At 64.4% G+C, this 20,638-nt stretch carries 22 protein-coding genes; 20 read left to right on the top strand and 2 right to left on the bottom strand.

The window, feature by feature from the left end:
* Window positions 1-53: 53 nt before the first annotated feature.
* The 14 genes from THITHI_RS0117265 to THITHI_RS0117200 all read left to right on the top strand — a co-directional run bounded on the left by THITHI_RS0117265 (window position 54) and on the right by THITHI_RS0117200 (window position 13,200).
* Window positions 54-593, top strand: a complete 540-nt coding sequence (locus THITHI_RS0117265; protein ID WP_018234316.1) for a thioredoxin domain-containing protein — start codon at window positions 54-56, stop codon at window positions 591-593.
* The gene (locus tag THITHI_RS19965; protein ID WP_018234315.1) at window positions 590-3,277 is read left to right on the top strand and encodes an OmpA family protein; all 2,688 of its coding nucleotides are present in this window, start codon (window positions 590-592) and stop codon (window positions 3,275-3,277) included. Before THITHI_RS0117265 ends, THITHI_RS19965 begins: the two co-directional genes overlap by 4 nt.
* 214 nt (window positions 3,278-3,491) lie before the next feature.
* A complete protein-coding gene (locus THITHI_RS0117255; RefSeq protein WP_018234314.1) occupies window positions 3,492-3,833 on the top strand; it encodes a hypothetical protein in 342 nt (113 codons plus the stop codon).
* A 42-nt stretch (window positions 3,834-3,875) separates the two neighbouring features.
* Entirely contained in the window at window positions 3,876-4,301 is a 426-nt protein-coding gene (locus tag THITHI_RS19455; protein ID WP_051080012.1) for a lytic transglycosylase domain-containing protein, read from the top strand.
* A 116-nt stretch (window positions 4,302-4,417) separates the two neighbouring features.
* Window positions 4,418-4,726 (top strand): TraA family conjugative transfer protein, encoded by a 309-nt coding sequence (gene traA / locus THITHI_RS0117245; RefSeq protein WP_018234312.1) that lies wholly within the window; start codon window positions 4,418-4,420, stop codon window positions 4,724-4,726.
* Between the two features lie 12 nt (window positions 4,727-4,738).
* Entirely contained in the window at window positions 4,739-5,038 is a 300-nt protein-coding gene (gene traL, locus THITHI_RS0117240; protein WP_018234311.1) for a type IV conjugative transfer system protein TraL, read from the top strand.
* Between the two features lie 45 nt (window positions 5,039-5,083).
* A complete protein-coding gene (locus tag THITHI_RS0117235; protein WP_018234310.1) occupies window positions 5,084-5,659 on the top strand; it encodes a TraE/TraK family type IV conjugative transfer system protein in 576 nt (191 codons plus the stop codon).
* Window positions 5,649-6,395 (top strand): TraK domain-containing protein, encoded by a 747-nt coding sequence (locus THITHI_RS0117230; protein ID WP_018234309.1) that lies wholly within the window; start codon window positions 5,649-5,651, stop codon window positions 6,393-6,395. Before THITHI_RS0117235 ends, THITHI_RS0117230 begins: the two co-directional genes overlap by 11 nt.
* A gap of 2 nt (window positions 6,396-6,397) precedes the next feature.
* Window positions 6,398-7,744: a TraB/VirB10 family protein gene (locus THITHI_RS0117225; RefSeq protein ID WP_018234308.1), complete on the top strand. Its 1,347-nt coding sequence runs from the start codon at window positions 6,398-6,400 to the stop codon at window positions 7,742-7,744.
* 96 nt (window positions 7,745-7,840) lie between these two features.
* Window positions 7,841-8,413, top strand: coding sequence for a TraV family lipoprotein (locus THITHI_RS0117220; RefSeq protein ID WP_018234307.1), 573 nt, complete (start codon window positions 7,841-7,843; stop codon window positions 8,411-8,413).
* Between the two features lie 53 nt (window positions 8,414-8,466).
* Entirely contained in the window at window positions 8,467-11,118 is a 2,652-nt protein-coding gene (locus THITHI_RS0117215; RefSeq protein WP_018234306.1) for a TraC family protein, read from the top strand.
* 81 nt (window positions 11,119-11,199) lie between these two features.
* The gene (locus tag THITHI_RS19450) at window positions 11,200-11,721 is read left to right on the top strand and encodes an OmpH family outer membrane protein (RefSeq protein ID WP_018234305.1); all 522 of its coding nucleotides are present in this window, start codon (window positions 11,200-11,202) and stop codon (window positions 11,719-11,721) included.
* Complete coding sequence (locus tag THITHI_RS0117205) at window positions 11,718-12,305, top strand: S26 family signal peptidase (RefSeq protein WP_018234304.1); 588 nt, start codon at window positions 11,718-11,720, stop codon at window positions 12,303-12,305. The genes THITHI_RS19450 and THITHI_RS0117205 overlap by 4 nt, the downstream gene beginning before the upstream one ends.
* A gap of 1 nt (window position 12,306) precedes the next feature.
* Complete coding sequence (locus tag THITHI_RS0117200; RefSeq protein ID WP_018234303.1) at window positions 12,307-13,200, top strand: M48 family metallopeptidase; 894 nt, start codon at window positions 12,307-12,309, stop codon at window positions 13,198-13,200.
* Window positions 13,201-13,210: 10 nt separating this feature from the next.
* Here THITHI_RS0117200 and THITHI_RS19960 read toward each other — a convergent pair whose 3' ends face one another.
* Window positions 13,211-13,894, bottom strand: a complete 684-nt coding sequence (locus tag THITHI_RS19960; protein WP_018234302.1) for a hypothetical protein — start codon at window positions 13,892-13,894, stop codon at window positions 13,211-13,213.
* Between the two features lie 210 nt (window positions 13,895-14,104).
* Between THITHI_RS19960 and THITHI_RS19440 the strand changes: the two genes are divergently transcribed.
* The 6 genes from THITHI_RS19440 to THITHI_RS0117165 all read left to right on the top strand — a co-directional run bounded on the left by THITHI_RS19440 (window position 14,105) and on the right by THITHI_RS0117165 (window position 19,683).
* Complete coding sequence (locus THITHI_RS19440) at window positions 14,105-14,590, top strand: deoxycytidylate deaminase (protein WP_018234301.1); 486 nt, start codon at window positions 14,105-14,107, stop codon at window positions 14,588-14,590.
* A 12-nt stretch (window positions 14,591-14,602) separates the two neighbouring features.
* Window positions 14,603-15,385 (top strand): DNA topoisomerase, encoded by a 783-nt coding sequence (locus THITHI_RS0117185; RefSeq protein ID WP_018234300.1) that lies wholly within the window; start codon window positions 14,603-14,605, stop codon window positions 15,383-15,385.
* A 49-nt stretch (window positions 15,386-15,434) separates the two neighbouring features.
* Window positions 15,435-15,749 carry a YbaB/EbfC family nucleoid-associated protein gene (locus THITHI_RS0117180; RefSeq protein ID WP_026186455.1) on the top strand — a complete coding sequence of 105 codons (315 nt, stop codon included), beginning with the start codon at window positions 15,435-15,437 and terminating at the stop codon, window positions 15,747-15,749.
* Entirely contained in the window at window positions 15,727-16,410 is a 684-nt protein-coding gene (locus tag THITHI_RS0117175) for a hypothetical protein (protein ID WP_018234298.1), read from the top strand. The genes THITHI_RS0117180 and THITHI_RS0117175 overlap by 23 nt, the downstream gene beginning before the upstream one ends.
* 76 nt (window positions 16,411-16,486) lie before the next feature.
* Window positions 16,487-18,265 carry a sensor domain-containing protein gene (locus tag THITHI_RS19435; RefSeq protein WP_018234297.1) on the top strand — a complete coding sequence of 593 codons (1,779 nt, stop codon included), beginning with the start codon at window positions 16,487-16,489 and terminating at the stop codon, window positions 18,263-18,265.
* On the top strand, window positions 18,262-19,683 hold the full coding sequence (locus THITHI_RS0117165) for a hypothetical protein (protein WP_018234296.1): 1,422 nt from the start codon (window positions 18,262-18,264) through the stop codon (window positions 19,681-19,683). The genes THITHI_RS19435 and THITHI_RS0117165 overlap by 4 nt, the downstream gene beginning before the upstream one ends.
* Here the strand turns inward: THITHI_RS0117165 and THITHI_RS0117160 are convergent.
* The gene (locus THITHI_RS0117160) at window positions 19,680-20,567 is read right to left on the bottom strand and encodes an HDOD domain-containing protein (protein ID WP_198005661.1); all 888 of its coding nucleotides are present in this window, start codon (window positions 20,565-20,567) and stop codon (window positions 19,680-19,682) included. The two genes, THITHI_RS0117165 and THITHI_RS0117160, sit on opposite strands and share 4 nt — an antisense overlap.
* Window positions 20,568-20,638: the final 71 nt, after the last annotated feature.

The following is a 20,638-nucleotide window of genomic DNA, read 5'->3' as shown; positions in this document are numbered from 1 at the left end:
TCGCGCCCTGGGCGAACTGGGCTGTGGGCGCTTCTCGCGAGCCCCGGGGTGCGATGAATAGCATTTTCCTGGTCGAGGTCGCGAACTTCTCGTGCCCCTACTGCCGGGCCATGAGTCGGTGGCACGACCACCTCGAAACAGCGGTGCGTCAGTACGGCGGGGCGTTTCGCTTCGCGCCGATCTCCCTGTCCGAGCACAACGACACGCGAGAGCTCATCTACTACGGCGCACGTCAGTTGGGCGCCGAGGCCGCAGAGCGCGTGAAAGAGGCGCTCTATCGTGGCGCGCAGGATGACCAGCTGCCGATGGAAACCGAGGCTCAGGTGCTGGAGTTTCTTGGGCGAGCCCCCTCCACCCGTACCTTCAACCTCGCCCAGCTCCAGGTCGCTGCCCGCTCCGAGGAGGCGCGCGAGGCACATCAGCGGGCGCTGCGCCTGGCGCACATGGCGCGTGTGAACCTCCTGCCTTCCTATGTATTCATCCAGGACGGGCGGCCCGTCTACACGCTTGAACGTCACGACGATCAACCGGTCGGCTCTGCCTTTCGCGGGCGTATCGAAGCAAAGCTCAAGGAATTAGGAGAGAACCAATGAAGCAACTCCTGGTACTGGCAATCGCCCTGGCGGTCACCGGCTGCGGCCTGCTCGCCACCCAGCCGGAGGATGCCTCCGGGGCCCTTCCCGAGCCTGTCTACCAGCCCATGGAAGCCGGCTACGGGGTCGTTACAGAGCGACGAGAGCACAACAACGTGATCGTCATGCCCTCGACCAACTGGATGCCCGGGGCGCGCGCGAACGACTTTCGCCAACTGGGTGAGTATGACCTGCTTCCCGACAGCCATCTCGATGCGGCAATCGAGCCGGTGGCCGCGCCCGATGCGAGAGAAGCGTCTTTTGAGCCGGGCACCGTGAAGGAACCCGAGGGCAGCGAGGATGTGCACGCGGCCGTGGCGCCCGAAGAGGCGCCAGGCATCGGCGCCGAGACGCCCGAGGGCGGCGCCGAGCTTGAGCGCGCACCGCAAGTCGAGACGCCACGGCCTGCGCCCCGGCCCGTGAACCTTGAGGGTCGTGATCGCGATGCGATCTTCGAGCATCCGCGGTACCGGGAGATGTTGGAGATCGTGGATCCATTCGATCCGAAATCTGAGGCGAGGGACCCTGTCGCTTCGAGTGAGCCTGAGATTGTCGATCAGGACGCGATGACGCCAGCGAGCGGCGAGCCCGAGACGGACAAGCCTACGGGCAGACCCGTGAGCCTTGACGGCCGTGACCGTGATGCGATCTTCGAGCACCCGCAGTACCAGGAGATGCTCGATACCGTGGATCCGTTTGATCCGAAGCCGGAGGCGCAACCGGTTGAAATCACGGCAGAAATCGAACCCGCCACGGAAGAGGCGCCGGACGCGAAGGCACCCGCCGGGCCCGAGACGGACAAGCCCGCCCGCCCGGCGGTGAGCCTCGACGGCCGTGACCGTGATGCGATCTTCGCGCACCCACGGTACCGGGAGATGCTCGAGATCGTGGATCCGTTCGATCCGAAGCCTCATGAACGCAAGACAGTGCCCTCTCATGAAGACGAGGCCCTGGAAGGCGACGTGGTTGCCTCCATCCATTTCGATACGGCCAGCGCTCGATTGACTGAAACGGCGATCGAGACCCTCAGGACTCTGTCCCCGGATGCACGCTACGCGCTGCGTGGCTACGCGGACCATAGAGGCGACCGAGAAATGAATCGAAGGCTGGCGCAACGCCGCGCCTATGCGGTCTCTCAGTACCTGCTCGGCCTGGGTGCGCAGGTCAGCGAAGTCGAGGGGCTGGGTGTGGTGCAAGACGATGTGCCCGCAGACGAGCTTTGGCGTGATCGACGCGTGGATGTGCACGTGGAAGCGCCCGGCGAGGTGAAAGCGTCTGTGCCGGGGGCCGCGCGCCGTGAGGCACTGGCGCACGCGAAGGAGGCTGCCGAACTCGCACATGCGCAGAAACCCGTTGACGGTCAGCACGCGGGCCTTGACCGGGAGGAGCCTGCGGCCAGGGCCGCTTTGAAGAAAAAAGTCACTGAGAGTGATGTCGAGTCGCGCCAAGGCGATGCGCCAGACAAGCCTGCGGGCAGACCTGTGAGCCTCGACGGCCGTGACCGTGATGCGATCTTCGCCCACCCGCGGTACCGGGAGATGCTCGAGATCGTGGATCCGTTCGATCCGAAGCCCCTTGCGCGAGACCCTCTCGCTTCAAGCGAGCCCGAGATTGTCGGGCAGGCCTCGGCGGTGGAGGAGCGCGTTGAGCCCGAGACGGACAAGCCCGCGCGCCGTGCGGTGAGCCTCGACGGCCGTGACCGTGATGCGATCTTCAAGCACCCGCAGTACCAGGAGATGCTCGACACCGTGGATCCGTTTGATCCGAAGCCGGTGGCGCAACCGGTTGAAATCACGGCAGAAATCGACCCCGCTCCGGAAGAGGCGCCGGCCGCGAAGGCGCTCGCCGAGGCCGAGACGGACAAGCCTGCGGGCCGGCCCGTAAGCCTTGAGGGTCGTGACCGTGACGCGATCTTCGCGCATCCACGATACCAGGAGATGCTTGAAATCGTGGATCCGTTCGATCCGCCCCCGACGGGCCAGGACTCGTTTGACGCGACGGGCGAGGCTCGAATCGTAAGGGCGAAAAGCGAGCGTAGCGCGCAGGCAGTGAAAGCGCCCGAGGAGCGCGAGGTTGAGCCTGAAACGGTGGCGGCGTGGGTCGAGGCCGCGCACGAAGACACGGAGGAGGACGCATCAAGCGCAGACCAGGGCCAGGAGTACCAGCCATCCCCTGCGGGCGCGGCGCAACTGGAGGCCGGCAGGTACCACGTGGCCGGCGAAACACTTGTCGGTATCGTCTACTTCCCGGCGGACAGCGCGCAACTCACGCCAACCGCGCTGCTCGCTCTTGAGGCAATCCCCGGCGGGGAGCGTTACACGCTACACGGCTTCTCTGATCCGAGGGGAGGCAGTCAGGAGAATCTTCACCTGTCCCTGATGAGAGCGCAATCCGTTGGGCAGTACCTCGAGCGTCTGGGCAGGGAGGTCGTAGCGACTCACGGGCAGGGTGATCGTTACGCAAGGAGCACACCGGAGACCTTCGAGTTTGAGCGACGGGTCGAGATCCACCGATACGCGCGCGAAGAGGAGGCGGATGAGCAATCGTCGGAGAGAAGCGCAACGGCGTCCGAGGGAGGCGCCGATGTCTTTATTCTCAGGCCCCGCCCCCAGGCGCTGATCGGAAGCCCGCAGTTCGTGCCCTGATCGTCTTCCCTGCGCCCCGCTCGCCTGCTCCGGCGCTCGCACACTCAAAGACCCCGTCTCAACAGGCGGGGTTTTTGCTGCCTGGTGCCCGCCGCGCTCTGAAAAAAATCGCTTCGCGTGCGCAAGAGGCGCGCGCTGCTCGCTATACATCCTCGCGGATCCAAGAGCCGCTAACAAAGTAGTCAACAATATTTGCATCCAAAGGAGATTCAAAATGAACCTGTTTCACATCATCGGACGCATCAGGTCCGTTCACATCCCGGAGAAAGAGAATCCGTCCGCGCTGATTCTCGTGCAGTACGGTCCTCAGCGGGAGCGTCAGCAGAACCGCGCCATCGAATTCATCAACGCCGTGCCCATCCGCATTCCTGCGTTTCGCCTGGAGAAGTGCCGTGCCGCGGTCGAGGAGGATGCGTTCGTGGAGATCAGCGGGCGGGTCCAGGGCGTGATGAAGGGGATCGTCAGCGACGGTTTCGTTCAGACCGAGCTGGTCGCCGAGCGGGTCAACCTGGTCATGGATCCGGACGCGCAGGCCGAGAGCGAGGGGGAAGCGTAGTAGCGCCTCTCATTTTCAACCAGCTCGCTTCGGAGAACAGTGATGGACATGCCTCCACCACAACCGCTCCCGCAAGAGACGGCGGAGGTCTGCATTGCGCAGGCCTCCGCTCGTTACCACGTCCCTCCTTTGCTGATTCAGTCGATTCTGACGCAGGAAGGCGGGCAGCTCGGGCAACGAGTGGGCCCCAATAGAAACGGCACTTATGATCTCGGACCGATGCAGATCAACACGATCTGGATCGAGCCACTCAAGGAGTACGGGATCTTCGAACAAGACCTTCTGTGGTCGCCGTGCGTGAACATCGGGGTGGGTGTCTGGATCCTGCGCAAGTACTACGAGCACCACGATCAGGACTGGACCAAGGCGATCATGTCATACAACGCGGGTTTCGCGATCGAGAACGGCCGGGAGTACGCCCGAACGGTACTTGAGAGGTGGAACAACCTGCATTACGGGGCGCGCTGAGCAGAAAAATCCGCGGTTCATGCAAATCCGTCAATTGGGTCGCTATACACCTTAACCCGCGACCCGCGCCTCCTGCTCTTGTCGTGAGGTTAATCAACTCTACACGGAGAAAGAAGATGCTCAACAATGTTCATAACGTGCATTACAAGAGGGTTCTGCTTGCCCTGTTTCTGATGCTCATGTCCGGCGTGGCGATGGCGGCCACCGGCGACGACCCCTTCCTGGAGTTCATGGAGACCGTGGACGCATGGGCCTCGGGTGCGCTCGGAATTGGCTTGGCCATAACTATGCTGTTAGTGGGAGCCGCGATGGGTGTTGCCAAGAACAGCCCGCTGCCCGCCCTGTCCGGTATCGCTGGTGCTGCAATTCTCTACTGGGGCCCCGGCGTGATCAAGGCGATCATGGGTTCCGGTGCGCTGATCTAAGCGCATAAAGCGATGGCCTTCGACCCACAAGCACACCTCATCGGAAAAGGTATTGATCGGCCCACGCCGATCCTTTTCTGGGAACCAGTAGAGTTTGTCATTTCCATCTGCATGCTCGGGTTCGGAATTGTCATGGGGATCTTGCTGTTTGGCGCGGTCGGGGCCGTCGCTGTTTTGGTGGGCGCCCAGAAGCTCAAGCGCGGCGCAAAGCCGGGCACTGTGCAGCATTTTCTCTGGCGCCTTGGGTTGCAGCTCGATAGCTGCCTGAAGAAAAAATTCCCAGCTCCCTGGAAGAATGAATTCATCCAATGATGAGCTCTTTCTCTGCGGGCTGTCGGTCCATTGGCGGGATGTCCTATGAAAAAAAGATTCATCGATAGTCTGGTAAACACGTCCAGGGAAAAGAACGCATGGGTCTTCGCGGCTGTTGTGCTGGGCGCTGTGCTGGTTGTTCAGAGCTTCTTTCTCATGTGGAGCTCATTCAACACCACGACAACCCTGGTGCCTTATGATTTCGCCGTCTCGCAAGGACCCGTGGAGATCTCCCGGGCAAGCACGCCCGATGAGTCTTACCTGACCTACATTGCGCTGGCGGACGTCGGGCTGCTGCTGAACTACTCGCCGGAGAATGTCGAGCAGCAATACGGGCGATTCCTCAACCGCGCCTCACCTGACCTGTATGCGGCACGCAATGTCGAGCTGCTCAGGGAAAGCCGCGAGCTTCGACGCAACGATGTCAGCCAGTCCTTCCGCCCCACGCGCACGAGCGTGATCAACAAAAATGTTGTCCGGGTCGTTGGGACGTTGATGCGCTGGGAGGCCGAGAAACTCATCTTCAGCGAGCGCGTCTCCTATCGCATCGAGTATCGCTCACTCCACGGCATGCCGTATGTCAACAATCTCACTCTGGAAGGAAATACCGATGAGCGTTAATACTGCTTTTCTCCGGGGCATCCTGCTGCTGCTGTTCACGATCGCCGCCACCCTCTCCCCGGTGTATGCCGAGGGGCAGGCCGAGGCGCTCGATGAGGGGGTGATCGATATCTCTGATCGGGAGTACAACCGGGTGGTATTCCCCGTTCCGTTCACCGACATCATCTTCCCTGCGAACGCGCCGCTCAAGAGCGATCCGGTGCCGCTTGGGGGCAATCGCTCGATCCTGTTCGAGGTGCACCAGGGGGTGCGCCAGACTGTACAGATGGTAGTCCAGCTCGAGGACGGCACTGTGCACACACTGCGCATGCGTCCTGCGGCCATCCCGGGGGTCGAGCATCGCGTGGCCGGCGCGTCCGACAGGCCCAAGACCTCGGCCGTGGATACCAGCCAGAGCGCCATGCGCAGCCAGTCCGAGGAGCAGCGCTACCTGCTCGAGACGTTCAAGCGGTTCGTGCGCGGCAATCGGGATAACTTCACGCGCGTCGAGACGCTGCCCACCGTGGAGTTCGACAGTTTCTACGCCGAGCCCCTTGAGGCCTGGAGCAACGGCACGGACCGCATGCTCATCTACAAGTTGGTCTCCAAGGGCCCGCGCGTCGTGGTGGCCTCGCCTCAATTCTATCGCAGCGGCGTTCGGGCCGTGCAGCTCGAGGGCGGGGATGTCGTGAGCCGACGCGCCAGCCCGAAGCTGTTCATCCTGGTCGATGAATCCGTGTTCTTCGGGAGTCGGTAACGATGGCTGATGAGAAGAAAGGCAACCAGAAGACGCAAGCAGCCCCGGACAAGGGCTCTGATTTCGACGTCGATATCAAGGGGCCCTCCCAGATCGCGATGAGCGTAAAAAAGCGCTGGATGCTCGTGGGCGCGGGTGTGCTGATGCTCTCGATCATGTCGAGCATGCTGTTCGCCCCCAAGGAATACGAGCGCACCGCGCGCCAGGATCGAAGGGATACGGTGGTGGACACCACGCCCCGCAATCTCGACCAGCGCTCCTGGCAGGCGACCAGCCAGGCGGAGATGGCCGATATCAAGCGCATGCTCGAATCGATCTCGCGCGAGAACCAGGAGCTACAGCGGCGCATCGAGACGCAGAATCAGAAGCTCGAGGAGCAGAGTGAGGAGCTCGGATCGCTTCGCGAGGGCCAGGGTATCTCTCAGGAGGAGCTTGCGCGCCAGCTCGAGGAGCTTCGCGAGCGCGAGGGCACGCGTCCGACGCCACTGCCGCCTCCGCCGCCGGTTCGCGACGAGCCGGAAGACCAGGCGCGCGCCGTGGTCCCGCCCCCGCCGCCGCCGCGCGGCGCAGAGCGTCCCGGGGAGCCGGGATCGGGCGCAAAGCCGCGCCCGATCCATATTCGCGTGAAGGCGCCGGAAGATGATTCCGTGGAGGTCGAGACCACCTATACCCGCAACCCCTACGCAGGTTACCTGCCGCCGGGATCGCATGCGCAGGTCGTGCTGCTCAACGGACTGGATGCGGGATCTTCTGATTACACCCGCACCAACCCTGAGCCCGTGCTGATGCGTGTGCAGACCAACGCCACGCTGCCCGGCGAGGCGCGCTATTCGGTGAAGTCCTGCATGGTGCTGGGCTCGGCCTACGGGGATCTCTCCTCGGAGCGCGTCTATGTGCGCCTGTCGCGCCTCAGTTGCGTGGATAAGGACAACCACCTGGTGCTCAGCTCCGAGGTCAAGGGCTACGTGGTGGATTCCGACGGCTCGCTGGGTATCCGGGGCGTGGTCGATCACAAGGACGGGGCGCTGCTTGGGCGGAGTCTCGTTGCCGGATTCTTCAGCGGCCTTGGTTCTGCGTTCGGCAGCACTTCCAACAGCCTGACCGGCTCGCTGATTGGCACCGGCCAGAGTGTATCCGGCGGCGATATCGCGCAGCGCGCGGGCTTTGGTGGCGCCGAGACCGCCATGAACAACCTGGCACAGCACTACGTGGACAACCTGAAGAACATCTTCCCGGTGATCTCCGTGCCCAATGGCAGAAAGGCCACCGTCGTTATCACTGACGGGGTCTCCCTGGAGTGGAACGATTACGGAAGCCTCTACAGAAAGACCACGAGTCCGGTCAACTGATCGCCAATAGTCGCTACACATGAGGGTTTGAGTGAATGCTCGCCCCCTATGTAACGGCCGCTGGCGCACCGCTAAACGACTGAAGGAGTCATACAAGTGAAGCCCTACCAGACACTGATCCTGATTGGCGCAGTTTCCCTGTTCGCCGCCGGGTGCGCATCGAGCCCGAGCTATTCGTGCCCACTCAACAGCGCCGAGGGCTACTGCAAGAGCCTGGAAGACACCCACTCCGCCGCCCTGGGCGACTTCGGGTCGCGCGAGAACGTGCATGAGCGCTCCGGCGCCAATGGTGGCCAGTCGGCAGAGCGCCAGGGAGTGGTCGGCGAAAGGGTGTTCCCGGGGTTCCCGATGCCCGATGAGCGCGGCAAGCCGGTCTATACGCCCCCCTCGGTCCATCAGCTATGGATCGCCCCGTATCAGAGCGCCGAGGGCGTTCTGCACGGCGGGGAATACCTCTACTTCACCACCGAGGGTTACTGGAACTTCGGCACCTTGACGGCCCCTGGTGAGGGGGCGGGCGTGATCACGCCGCTTCGCCCGGAGAATCTCGGCTTCAACCCGAAGAGCCCGGAGGCGCAAACGAGTTCCGATGATGCCGATGCCGAGGTGCGCGAGCGCGCCGGGATCGTACAGCCTCACGAGCGCCTCGTCCCGAACGTGCCTCGATAACCCGCAAGCGGCGCTGCCTGGGCGGCCCGTTCATTAGATACAGGGATTGCTAAATGAAGATCGTAGACAGCCTCTCTCGAAAGTTTGCGCAGTGGGTTCGCCCCGCGGGCACCTCGCAGACACCTGTGACAGTGGCGCAGGCCAACAACCTGCTTGAGCGTGAGCGCTTCTCGGAGCTCCTGCCTTATCGCGATTTCGACAAGGAACGCAATCTGCTGTTTCTCGATGACGGCGAAGGACCATCCTGTGGATTCTTTCTCGAGTACGCGCCCCTGGTGGTCGCGGGCACCAACTCAGAGCGCCAGATCGAGCAGATCATCAAGGCGTTTCCGGCGGGATCCTCCCTTCAGTTCGGGGTGCTGTCCTCTTCCTACGTGAAGCCCTATGTCGAGACCTGGCTCGAGGCGCGGCTCAAGCGGTGCCAGCACCCGATGATTCGCGAGATGGCGCATCGGCGTCATGATTTCATGATGCTCACTTCGGCGCAGCTCTCGGCTCTGCCCGGTCAGAAGCTTCATCCGCGCATGATCCGCTACGTGTTCAGCGCGCGCGTGCCGTTTAACGGCGATGTCTCGAATCGACGCGAAGTCGAGCAGTGGCTTGGCATCGTCAACGACATTCGCGATACCGTCAAAGAGGCGTTCTGGGGCACCAGCATCCCCTCCTGGGAGCTCGATGAGCAGGCGGTCAAGCAATTCCTGCGCGAGATCTGCAACCCGCACATTCCGCCGGCGGAGCTGGTCAGTAACGCCTCTGATCGCCCGTTGCAGGAGGAGCTGATCGAGAAGGAGACCCGCATCCGGGTGTGCGAAGACGGCACGCTTTCTTTCAGCCGCACGCCCACCGGAAGCAAGCAGGCCGGCGAGCAGCTCGGACAGACCAACCACAATCTCGATGTGCGCATGGTGGCGATGACGGTCGACTCCTTCCCGAGCAGTCCGCACACGCTGCCCAACATGGCGCGCCTGCTGGGCGATCCGCTCTCGCGAGAGGAGCGCATCCCCCGGGTCTTCTACGCCTACACGAATATCCTGATCCAGGACCCGGACAAGGGGCGCGAGCGCCTGACCTTCAAGTTCGGCAATCTCAACAAGCAGGCCATGTCCGACTCCGAGTGGTACAAGTCGATGATGGGCCATCTCTACGAGCAGAGAAACGCCGTGGACAACCTGCTCACCCAGACCCGCGCCGGGCACAACCTGGTGCGCGCCTACTCGGGCATCAACGTCTATTCGGCCGACATGTTCGCGCAGCGCGACGCGCAGCAGGTGGCCGCGCTCTGGGAGAACGCTGACTTCAAGCTCTCGCCCGAGCGATTCATCACGCTGCCCGTGTTCATGGCGAGCCTGCCGCTCTCGTTCAGCCCCAGCATGGACCAGCCGGGGCGCGGACTCCAGCGCGCCACCACCATGCATTCGCTCAATGCCGCCTGCCTGTCCTTCGTGCAGGGCGACTGGAGCGGATCTCATCCGAAGAACAGCGGCATGCTGCTGACCTCGCGCCGCGGCCAGCTGGCCTGCATCGACGTGTTCTCCTCGGATACCTCCTACAACTGGATCACGACCGCGACCTCGGGCGCCGGCAAGTCGTTTTTCATCAACGAGTTCATCTGCGACATCCTGGCGCGCGGCGGCATCGCGCGCGTGATCGACGTGGGCCGCTCCTACCAGAAGCTGGCCAACCGGCTCGGGGGCGAAGTGCTGGAGTTCCACCCCTCGAACCCGCGCTCGCTCAACCCCTTCTGGGGCCTGACCAACAAGAAGTACCACCCCGATGGCCTGGAGGAGGAAGGCAAGATCCAGGAGGATGGCGGCGAGATCACTGAAATGCTGCCTTCCCTGAAGGCCATGGTGGCGACCATGGCGTTCCCCCAGGGTCAGCAGACCGACTATGACTTGCAGATCATCGAGAAGGCGATCTGGGAGACCTGGGTGGAGAAGCAGGATCGCATGGATACGCGCCACGTCTACGACTATCTCTCCGCGTTTGATGATGAGCGCGCGCGCAACATCGCCCTCCAGCTCGAGCCCTACGCGGTCGGGCGCTACGCGCAATGGTTCAACGGCAAGCCGGAGATCAAGTTCACCAACAAGTTCACCATCCTGGAGCTCGAGGAGCTCGAGAACGACTCAGAGCTTCGCTCGGTGATCCTGAGCATTCTGGTGAGCTTTATCACGCGCGAGATGTATCAGTCTTCCCGTGCGCTGAAAAAGACGATCATTATCGATGAGGCGTGGTCGCTGCTCGGTGAGGCGAAAACCGGGAAATTCATCGAAACGGCCTTTCGCCGGGTGCGTAAGTACAACGGCTCGGCCGGGGTGATCACGCAGAGCTTCGCCGACTACTTCCTCTCGCCGGCCGCCCAGGCGGCCTACGACAACGCGCCGTGGAAGTTCACGCTCAAGCAGAAAGGCAGCAGCATGAAGTTCGCCAAAGACAAGGAGATGCTGCCGGACAGCGAGTGGTTGCAGGATATCATCGCCACCGTCATGCCCGGCAACGGGTTCTCCGAGGTGTTCGTCGAACACGACAACGGGGTCGGGCTCTACCGCTTCATCGTCGACAAGCACTCCTACTGGACCTACACCACCAATCCGGACGATCTCGCCAAGCTCGAGCAGCTGGTCAACAGCGGGATGACGCTCGAACAGGCGATCGATCAGTGCGCCGCCGAAGATTACAGGAAAATGTGGCCGCAGAATTAGCTACACAAGGAACACGGAAGTGTCAAATAAAGAGTGTTGCCCTATTGGCCCCTTCGGGGGCCTCTTTTTAGAGGAATAGTCATGAAGCTGACGATAAGCGATCTTGCCATGTATGGCGTACTGCTCCTTCTGGCGGGCATGAGCGCGTACCTGGTCTACACCCAGTTCAAACCCCCCGGCGCATCGCACGGCCAGGTCGTCTCTCTCGACCCGACCCGTCTCGCCAACGCCCAGCGCGCCATTGCTGCGGGGCTGATCACGAGCGAGGACACCGATGTGCTGGTTGCCCTGAACCGCATCGGGCGCCAGAGCCAATCGGTGATCCAGGAGATCGCCGGGCCCCAGACCATCGTACTGGTCAAGCAGGCCATCGTGGCGGGCGATGTCTACGATATCACCGACGAGGTGCTCGAGGCGCTCGGGCTGCCGACCGATGTCCCAACGGTGGACCCCATGCGCTACGTCGAGGACGTCGCGCCCGTGGATATCGGTCTGACCATCATGCGAGAAGCGACCGCCAGGAACGAAGAACAGCGCCTTCGCGAGCACAACGAAGGCGTCGCTGACGATCGCCTGCAACGCTCGACCGAACTTCTGCCATGAGCGCGCTCGCACGCGAGGGCGCGGGCGGGCGCGGGTTGGACGTGCGCCGCCTGGTGCTCGGGGTGGCCCTGCCGGTGGGCGCATGCGCCCTGCTGATCGCGCTCTTTCTGGCGCAGCCCTATCGCATCCTCTACGTCACCACTCCCTCGATCCCGACGGGATGGTACGTCATGAAGCAGATCGCGCCCGATCACGAGCTCAGCGCCTCCGACTCCATCGCCTACCGGCCGGTGATCCCCGAGTGGGCCCGCGGGCGCGGGATCGTCAACGAGAGCGTGGTGTTTGCCAAGCGTGTCGGCGCGCTGCCGGGCGCCTGGCTCCAGACGCACGAGCACACGCACTTTGCCTGCGAGAGCCGGGCCCATGCGCGCGATCCGCTCAGGCACTGCCGGGCGCTGGGTCGCATGCTGAGCCACGACATCCAGGGCCAGGAGATCCCTGATCTGCCGGCGTTCGAGGCGCTCGAGATCAAGCCCGGGTTTCTCTACGTGACCGCCGAGCACCCCAGGAGCTTTGATTCGCGCTACCAGGGTCTGATCCCGCGCGAGCGCGTCGTGGGCCTGATCTACGGGCCGCTCTGGTAGCATGGCGCTCATTCGGGTCAGCCTGACGCTGATGGCCCTGCTCGCCTCGAGCCTGCTGATCCTTGGGGTGGTGTTCGCCGCCCTTGTCGTGTTGCCGGCGTACTTCTTCCTGGAGCCCCCGGCGCTGGTGCGCCTTGGCACGAGCATGCTCGAGCTGACCCTGGCCCTGGGGGTGTTGATCTTCACCCTCCAGGTGGCCGTCTTTCTGGTCACACCCCTGAGCGTCGACCTCTCCCGGCTTGCCGGGGATCTAAAGCTTCGCCGTCTCCCGGACGGAGATGTGCTCTCGCGCTGCGCAGAGCGCATCGCCAGGCGCTGGGGGATGCGCCCGCCCGCGCTCTACCTCCTCGACTCCCCCAACGGCAACGCCTTTGCGCTGGCCGGCCCGTTGCGCTCGGCGATCGTGCTCACCGAGGGGCTGGTCAATGCCCTGCCCGCGCGCGAGCTCGAGTTCGTCATCGCCCACGAGCTCTCCCACATCAGGCGCCGGGATGCGCTCAGTCTGGGGTTCTGGCTGGCCAGCGCGAGAAGCCGCGTCGGTCTGGCGCGCCTTCAGTTCGAGGCGGTGCTGCTGCCCGTGCGCATCACGGCCGCACTGCCGTTGATGCAGAGCCTCATCGGCCTGATCCTGCTACCCATACGGGGCGTCTTCTATATCTGTGTCCTGCTCGATCGCGCGATCTGGCGGGTGCTGCGCCTGCTCGATTTGCTCATCAACCGCAGGATGGAATACAGGGCCGATCGCGAGGGGGCACAGATCGCCGGCGAGGAGGCGGCGGTGCAGACGCTGATGCGCCTCTCGGGCGGCATCGAGCCCTCCTTTGGCGGGGTGATCTCCACGCACCCGACGACCCGGGCACGGATCCGTAATATCGAGCGCGCGGGCGGCGCCTGAGTCGCCTCGCTCAGCGCGCGGTGCGCGCCTTTTTCTTGGTGGTTTTCTTGCGCGGCGCAGCGGAGGCCTTACCGGAAGTCGCGCCCCGCGCCGCCTTGGTTGTTGCTTTGCGCGCGGTCTTGGCGGCGGGGACTGGTGTCTTTCGGGCCGTCTTCTTGGCTGTCTTCTTGGCTGTCTTCTTGACCGTCTTTCGGGCTGCCTTCTTCTTGGGCGCCGTCCTGGCTTTCTTTGCGCTCTTCTTCTTTTTCTTCTTCGGGGTGGCCAGCACGCTCATATCCACGTCCACCTCGAACACCTTGCCCACGGGTGCGGCGGGGCGCTTGCGCGCGCTGGTACGCCGGCGCACCACGCGCACGCGCTTGGGCAGGGCGGAGATCGCCCGGGTGGTCAGGCGCGCGGCCGAATCACTCGTCTGGCGGGCGCGTGCCTCCTGCTCCATCTGGTAGATCTCGCTGGCCATCTCCGCGGGCACCACCACCAGTGCTGCACGCCAGGTACGCGGCAGGCCCTGGGTTCGAACCCGCTCGCGCGCGATGCGCTCGATGGCGTTTCGAAGCGTCTGGTAGGAGACGCTGGTGCTTGACGCGATGTCGGTCGGGCGGCGCTTGGCGAAAAACACCTCGCGCAGCAGGCGCGTCTCTTCCTTGCTGGCGGCGATGGAGTCACAGAGCTTCCTGAATGCCTGTTGATCCATGAAGCGATCTCCCGGGGGTGATAAACGAGGCTTCATAGTATACATCAAGTATATAGGCTTTCAACTTCAACTCAAACAGAACTGTCGCCTCGGACCGTGATCCGCACGACCCTGTCGGGGTCTGCGTGCAAAGAGTTTTGTGCGTTCGCTATACAAGGGGCGCCTATCACGGGCGCGCTCACTTTCACGGCGCGTTGAGGATAAACGGAGATGATGAAAATCAAGCACTTGTGTGCCTATATGCAGACCGCGCACGTGTTCGCCGAGCTCTCCAGCTGTACGCGCCTGAAGGTGGGGTGCGTGGTGGTCAACACCCAGCACCGCATCATCTCGATCGGCTACAACGGCACCCCGCCCGGTTGGGATAACGGCTGCGAGGATGCCGACAACAACACCCTCCCCGATGTCCTGCACGCCGAAGAGAACGCCTTCGACAAGCTGGCCGGATCGACGGAATCCGGCGCGGGCGCGAAGGTGTTCACGACCCACAGCCCATGCCTTGGGTGCGCCAAGCGCATCGCGGGCGCGGGCGTCGCCGAGCTCTACTTCGCAAACCACTACCGCGACACGAAAGGCCTCGATTATCTCTGCCGGCGGGGCGTGCGTGTCTATGAGCTCAAGATCAAGGGCGCCGGCCAGGCGCGCGTGGAGCGCTACGCATCACCGGCCGCGCGCGGCTCCTGGTCGTACCTGTAGGGGCGCAAAGCGATGGCCGATTCCACCGAAAAGAGCTCGGGCGAGGAGCAGATCCTGCCGCCAGTGAGCGATGGCGAGATGGCCAGCGTGCTGTCGGTCTCGATCAAGGCGAAGAAGACCAAGCCGCCGGCGCGCTATAGCGAGGGCACGCTGGTCGATGACATGGAGGCCGCATCGAAGTTCGTCGCGGAGCGCGAATTCGCCAAGACCCTCAAACAGGTCACCGGGCTGGGCACGGGCGCCACGCGCGCCTCGATCATTGAGACGCTCAAGCGCCACGGCCTGCTCATCAACAAAGGCAAGCACATCATCTCCACCGACAAGGGCCGCGAGCTGATCGAGTTCCTGCCCGAGTCGCTATACGACGTGGCCGAGACCGCCCGATGGGAAGCGGCGCTCCAGGGGATTCAGGAAGGCAAGCTGACCCGCGAGCGCTTTGAGGCGGCTTTGGTGAAAAAGCTTTCCTGCGATATCGAAACACTCAAGGGCCTCGCGAGGCCCTCATCAACAACGCACCGAGGAGACACAATGTCTGGAGCACCCACCGAGAAACAGATCGCGTTTGCGCAGAAGCTGGCCGCGGCGCTCAACCTGAGCCTGCCTGAGAACTGCGAGACCGACGCCGGCGTATGCAGGAAGTTCCTGGACGAGCACGCCAGCAAGCCATTCCCCCCGAGCGAGAAGCAGCTCGAATTCGCCAAGAGCATCGCCGAGCGCAAGGGCGTGTCGATCCCGGCCAAGGCGATGCGCGAAAGCAAGACCCTCTCGCAATGGATCGACCAGAACAAAGACTGATCCGCCACCGATAACCGAACAACCGAGGAGTGAGTTACAGATGAGAAAGATGATCAGCAACACCATGAAGGCGGGAAAGGTTCTCAAAAGCGCCTTCAAGACGCAGGCCGCGCTGCGCCAGCTCAAGAAGGAGATCTCGGCTGAGGAGTTCAGCGCCGCCGACCCCGAGAAAGGCATTGAGGTGCGGGTGCGCGGTGACCACAAGCTCGTCGAGATCAAGGCCCCGGCGCTCAGCGGCGATGATACGCGCGATCTGGCCGATCTGATCAACCAGGCGATCGAGAACGCGGATGCCGAGATCGCGCGCCGCTCCTCCGAGATCACCAAGGGGACCGCATTCGATGGAACCGATCTGGCCCTCTGAGGTCTTTACCGGTTCGGTCTCGGATCTGGCCGGCGAGCTGGCGCCTTTCGGGCGCTTCCTGGATACGCTCTGTAAGCCCGAGGATACCGATCAGGCTTTTATCCGCCTGGTGCGCGGCCTGATCTCGCACGCCGCACTCATCGGCATCGAGCTCGATGCGCGCGCACCGCTCAAGTCGGGTGATTTGTCGTTGCCCGAAGGGGTGGCCGTGGCGGTGTTCGATGCGCCCTCGCCGGGTGTTGAGCCGGGCTATCCGCAGGCCTATCGCTTCTATGCGAAGCGCTTCGTGCTGAGCGTGCGCCAGCGAGGGGCCGCGATCCCTGCGGTGGCGCGCGCCGAACTTGGCGATGACTGCCTGATGTGCGTATTCGGCGGGCAGCTCAGAGACGCCGGGCGCTGGTGCGTCGCCCCCGAGGTGCTGTTTGTCTCGATGGGCGAGCGGGGCGAGGCGCGCGCCGTGACCAGGGTGACAGGGCTCACAGGCCTGGCGCGTCACCTGCGCCACCTCGATGGCTGCGCGGGCGTAAAGACCGGCCAGGCGCTGCGCGAGATGGCCTACTTCGAGATCCTTCGGGTGCTCGAGGCGCTCGAAAGCCCCAAGGCATCAAGTTGGCCGCGTGGCCTGGGCCACGAGGGCGCTGAGCGCCGGTGGGTCCATTGAGCAACAAGATGACGCCCGCGGGCGCGCGCGAGGCGTGCGGGAGCGATCTGTTTCAAGACTCTCAAGCAGGCGCTACATGAACGCCAATACGCAACAAACCCCTCTCACCTGGCCTGGCGTGTGCGCCGCGCTCAACGACGCGGTGATCACCTGCGATCGCGAGATGCGCATCGTATGCGCCAACGCAGCGGCCTGCGCCCTGTTCGGGCTCCACCGGCAGATGCTCATCGGCAGGGCCTTCTCCTCGCTTCTGGGTCGAAGCGAGAACATCCCGCTCGAGTCGCAAACCCATCTCTGTCAGGCCTGTGATCCAAGCGCCTGTGGTGTGTGGCGCTTCGGGCGCGCGGTGCTTTGTGCGGCGATCACGGCCGCCGGGCCGCGCCCGGTGGAGTACACCCTGAGCAGCGTCGGAGAGGGTGATGCGCGGTTTATTATCGTCGTGCTGCGCGATATCTCGGAGCGCATCGATGAGCTGCGCAACGCACACCACGAGGCGCTGCACGACGCCTTGACCGGCCTGCCGAACCGCGCTTATCTCAAGCAGCGCCTCGCCGAGGCGATGGGCCAGGGCGAGACGGCCGAGGCCCTGACCGCGCTGTTGTTCATCGATCTGGATGATTTCAAGGACGTCAACGATACGCTCGGCCACGACGTGGGTGATGAGCTGCTCTGCCAGATCGCCGATCGCCTGAGCCTGAGCATTCGCTCCACGGATTTCGTGGCGCGCCTCGGGGGCGATGAGTTTGCCGTGATTGTCACGGACATACTCAACATCGAGGAGGCCGAAGCCACCGCGCGGCGCCTGATCAGTGCGATCACCGCGCCGGTGCGCGTGCGCGGGCTCGATCTCTATGTCTCGTGCTCGATCGGTATTGCCTACCACCCCTTCAACGACGCAAGCCCCGAGGATCTGCTGCGCTTTACCGATATCGCCATGTATCGCTCCAAGGCGGCCGGGAAGAACACCTACACGAACTTCGACACCGCCTTTTTCGAGGAGATCAAGGTTCGCAAGGACCTTGAGCACCGCCTTCGCCAAGGGGTTGAGAACGACGAGATGTTCTTCCGGTTCCAGCCGCAGATCGATCTCGCCACCGGGCGGGTCTGCGGCGTCGAGGCCCTGATCCGCTGGAACCACCCGCAGGCCGGCATCCTGGCGCCCGATGAGTTCATCCCCCTGGCCGAGGAGAACGGGCTCATCCACCTGCTGGGCGATTGGGTGATCCGCGCGGCCTGTCGGCACCTGAAGTCGTGGATGGCGCAGGGCCTTGAGGTGCCGACGCTGTTTCTCAACGTCTCGCCGCTTCAGCTGCGCGACCCCTCGTTCGTGGAGGGCTTCCTTCAGACCGCTGTCGATATGGATGTGCCGCTCAGCGCGCTTGGTATCGAGATCACGGAGAGCTCCATGCTGCACGCCACCCCCGACATGGTCGTGCAGCTCGGGCGCCTGAGATCGCGCGGGGTGCGCGTGGCGATCGATGATTTCGGGGTCGGCTACTCGGCCATCTCGCATCTGCGCGACTACAGCATCGACAAGATCAAGCTCGATCGAAGCTTTCTCGAGGGCATCGACAGCGAGGCGCCTCCGCCGCGCATGGCCAGGGCGTTGATCTGCTTTGTCAAGAACCTCGGCCTGCGCGTCACCGCCGAGGGCGTCGAGCGTCAAAGCCAGTACGAGCTGATCTCCGCCTGGGGCTGTGACGAGGCCCAGGGTCATCTATTCGGCAAGGCGATGAGCGAGGCGAAGCTGATCGAGCGCTTTCTGCGCCCGGGGTGCGTGCGAGCGAGCGCCTCGGATCCCGCCCTGCCCTGTCCGAGCGGCAAGAAGGCGTGCGCGCAGGCGGCGCTCTCATGAGTCGGCGCGACGCTCAGGGCGCGCGCGGCGCGCGCGGCGCGCTCGTGCTGCTTGGCTGCCTTGCGCTTGGCGCGGCGGCGCTCTGGGCGGGGCCTGCCCAGGCGGTGCGCGTGGCGCAGGACGGCTTCGGACAGGTGCTGCTCTACCCGTTCTACGCCGCGCACGGGGCGCAGCAGACCACCCTTCACATCAACAACAGCAGCAACGCGGCCAAGGCCGTGCGGGTGCGCCTGCGCGAGGGCGCCAACGGGCGCGAGGCGCTGGCGTTCAACCTGTACCTGGCGCCGCGCGATGCCTGGCGCGCAACCATCGACGCCGCCACCGGGCAGGCCTATCTCGACACCGAGAGTGCGGCGTGCGTACTGCCCCGCCCGAGTTTCTCGGGGCAGGCGCTGCGCACCCGCGAGGACACCCCCGAGAGCGCGCTCACCCCGAGCTGGGCGAACGAGGGCTTTATCGAGGTCATCGAGATGGGCGAGCTCGTCGATGAGGGGGCGTTCACGCCGGCGCGCTGGGCGCGCGAGCGCGGCGCATGCTGGGCGCTCGAGCAGGCCTGGGAGACGCACTGGGCACGCGATGCGCGCCAGGGCCTTCGCCCTGCCGGCGGCGGGCTTTTTGGCAGCGCGGTGATCCACGATGCCGACAAGGGTACCGCGGTCGCCTACAGCGCCACCGCACTCGATCGGTTCTGGGCGCCGGAGACGATCCTGCACAGCCCGCCGGCGCGCCCCGAGAGCGTCACCCTGGCCGATGCGCAGGCGCGGGTCAGTGTGTTTCACGAGGCCCGCGCGCGCTTTGGCTCCACCGAGGACCCTGAAACGCCTGCACGCCTGCACGGGGTCAACGCCGTCTCGGGCGCGCTGATGCGCGCGCAGCTGATGAACAACTTCACCCGCAGCGAGGAGGTCGGCGGGGCCACCGACTGGGTGGTCACCTTCCCGACCAAGCACTACTACGTCAACGAGACGCCTGCGCGCGCGCCCTTCTCGCAACCCTGGGACGGGCTGCTCGGCGAGGCCTGTGAGGCGATGACGCTCAAGGACTGGGGCCGCGGGGGCGGACGCCCCGGGGTGCGCACGGTGCGCCTGTGTCACCAGGTCAATGTGCTGCGCTTTGCCGAGCGTGGCGCGCTCGAGGTCTCCGATGAGATCACCACCCGCATCACCGGCTCACAGGCCAACGGCTGGGCGCGGCTGCGCCTGAGCGGCGCCGGGCGCGAGGGCGTGTCGGTGAGCGGCGCGCAGGGCTTTCGCGCCGCCGGCCTGCCGGTGCTCGGTTTCGCGGTGCGCCAGCTCAGCAACGAGCGCCTGGAGGGCGCTCGCGCCAACTACGCCGGGCTGAGCCCGCACAAGTCCACCCGAAGCCTTGCGCCCAGCCCCGGGGCGAACCCCGGGCCCGCAGTGCTCGAGGCGCGCTAGAGCAGGGCGTGCGCCTGGGCAAACGCGCCCTGGAATGCAGGGTCCTTCTCGAGCTCCCAGTCAGGCGGGAGCCCCAGGCGCGTCTTGCAGCGCGTGCGCTTGAGCGCCGCGTGCGAGTGCACCGCCGGGCAGCGCCCGTGGAACAGGTCCGCGCATTGCACCACCTCGAGCAGGCTCAGCGCCTCGCTGGCATCGGCGGCCAGGCGGATGGGCTGCTCGTGGTGCTCGATTACTTCCCGGTAGGGTTCCGGCAGATGCCAGGCCTCGGCGAGCAGCGCGCCGGCCTTGCAGTGGGTCTGCATCACGATCTCGGCGACGATCTTCTTGTCCGAGGCCAGATCCGGGCGTTGCTCGAGGATCTGGAGCGCCACCAGCGCGCCGATGTCATGCAGGCTGCCGGCGACAAAGGCCTCCACGCAGCGCGTGCGCTCCCATCCCGCCAGCGTGGCCAGGGCGTAGGCGGTGCGCGCCACCCACTGCGAGTGCTCCAGCACGCAATTGAACCAGGGCGCGGTGGTCGGTGAGCTGGCGTGATAGAGGCTGTCCGTCGCCGCGTAGCAGAGCATGCGCTGGATCAGCACCTCGCCCACCAGCGCGATCGCCTGGCGCGGCGTGCGGGCGGTGCCCATGTCGCTGAACAACGGAGAGTTGGCCAGGCGCAACAGGCGCGCAGAGAGCCCCGGATCGGCGCTGAGCAGGCCGGAGACCTTACGGGTATCGAGCGCGCCCCCGCGCAGCAGCGCGGCCTGGATCCGGCGCGCGCTCTGCGGCATCACCGGCAGGCGCGGCTCATCCACGCCAAGCAAGGCGTCATAGACGTAGGCTACGCCTTCCTCTACTGGATCGACCCCGTTTCGCGCGCTCGCCTTATTCTCTAGCCGCATGATCGGTCTCCTTAATGGTTTCAGCTCGCCCATCACCAGACGCCCGAGTTATACCGTTACCGGTCCTGCGC

This window comes from Thioalkalivibrio thiocyanodenitrificans ARhD 1, from assembly GCF_000378965.1.
Taxonomy (GTDB): Bacteria; Pseudomonadota; Gammaproteobacteria; order Ectothiorhodospirales; family Ectothiorhodospiraceae; genus Thioalkalivibrio_A; species Thioalkalivibrio_A thiocyanodenitrificans.
This window is presented reverse-complemented; position numbering and strand designations above follow the sequence as displayed.

Bases quoted from the DNA above. Each gene is read 5' to 3' on its own strand.
- THITHI_RS0117200 (WP_018234303.1), top strand. From the start codon at position 12,307: ATGGCGCTCATTCGGGTCAGCCTGACGCTGATGGCCCTGCTCGCCTCG.
- THITHI_RS0117180 (WP_026186455.1), top strand. From the start codon at position 15,435: ATGATCAGCAACACCATGAAGGCGGGAAAGGTTCTCAAAAGCGCCTTC.
- THITHI_RS0117230 (WP_018234309.1), top strand. From the start codon at position 5,649: ATGAGCGTTAATACTGCTTTTCTCCGGGGCATCCTGCTGCTGCTGTTC.
- traL (WP_018234311.1), top strand. From the start codon at position 4,739: ATGGCCTTCGACCCACAAGCACACCTCATCGGAAAAGGTATTGATCGG.
- THITHI_RS0117215 (WP_018234306.1), top strand. From the start codon at position 8,467: ATGAAGATCGTAGACAGCCTCTCTCGAAAGTTTGCGCAGTGGGTTCGC.
- THITHI_RS0117160 (WP_198005661.1), bottom strand. From the start codon at position 20,567: ATGCGGCTAGAGAATAAGGCGAGCGCGCGAAACGGGGTCGATCCAGTA.
- THITHI_RS19455 (WP_051080012.1), top strand. From the start codon at position 3,876: ATGGACATGCCTCCACCACAACCGCTCCCGCAAGAGACGGCGGAGGTC.
- THITHI_RS0117175 (WP_018234298.1), top strand. From the start codon at position 15,727: ATGGAACCGATCTGGCCCTCTGAGGTCTTTACCGGTTCGGTCTCGGAT.
- THITHI_RS19440 (WP_018234301.1), top strand. From the start codon at position 14,105: ATGATGAAAATCAAGCACTTGTGTGCCTATATGCAGACCGCGCACGTG.
- THITHI_RS19960 (WP_018234302.1), bottom strand. From the start codon at position 13,894: ATGGATCAACAGGCATTCAGGAAGCTCTGTGACTCCATCGCCGCCAGC.
- THITHI_RS0117265 (WP_018234316.1), top strand. From the start codon at position 54: ATGAATAGCATTTTCCTGGTCGAGGTCGCGAACTTCTCGTGCCCCTAC.
- THITHI_RS0117255 (WP_018234314.1), top strand. From the start codon at position 3,492: ATGAACCTGTTTCACATCATCGGACGCATCAGGTCCGTTCACATCCCG.
- THITHI_RS19450 (WP_018234305.1), top strand. From the start codon at position 11,200: ATGAAGCTGACGATAAGCGATCTTGCCATGTATGGCGTACTGCTCCTT.
- THITHI_RS0117205 (WP_018234304.1), top strand. From the start codon at position 11,718: ATGAGCGCGCTCGCACGCGAGGGCGCGGGCGGGCGCGGGTTGGACGTG.
- traA (WP_018234312.1), top strand. From the start codon at position 4,418: ATGCTCAACAATGTTCATAACGTGCATTACAAGAGGGTTCTGCTTGCC.
- THITHI_RS0117165 (WP_018234296.1), top strand. From the start codon at position 18,262: ATGAGTCGGCGCGACGCTCAGGGCGCGCGCGGCGCGCGCGGCGCGCTC.
- THITHI_RS19965 (WP_018234315.1), top strand. From the start codon at position 590: ATGAAGCAACTCCTGGTACTGGCAATCGCCCTGGCGGTCACCGGCTGC.
- THITHI_RS0117185 (WP_018234300.1), top strand. From the start codon at position 14,603: ATGGCCGATTCCACCGAAAAGAGCTCGGGCGAGGAGCAGATCCTGCCG.
- THITHI_RS0117235 (WP_018234310.1), top strand. From the start codon at position 5,084: ATGAAAAAAAGATTCATCGATAGTCTGGTAAACACGTCCAGGGAAAAG.
- THITHI_RS0117225 (WP_018234308.1), top strand. From the start codon at position 6,398: ATGGCTGATGAGAAGAAAGGCAACCAGAAGACGCAAGCAGCCCCGGAC.
- THITHI_RS19435 (WP_018234297.1), top strand. From the start codon at position 16,487: ATGAACGCCAATACGCAACAAACCCCTCTCACCTGGCCTGGCGTGTGC.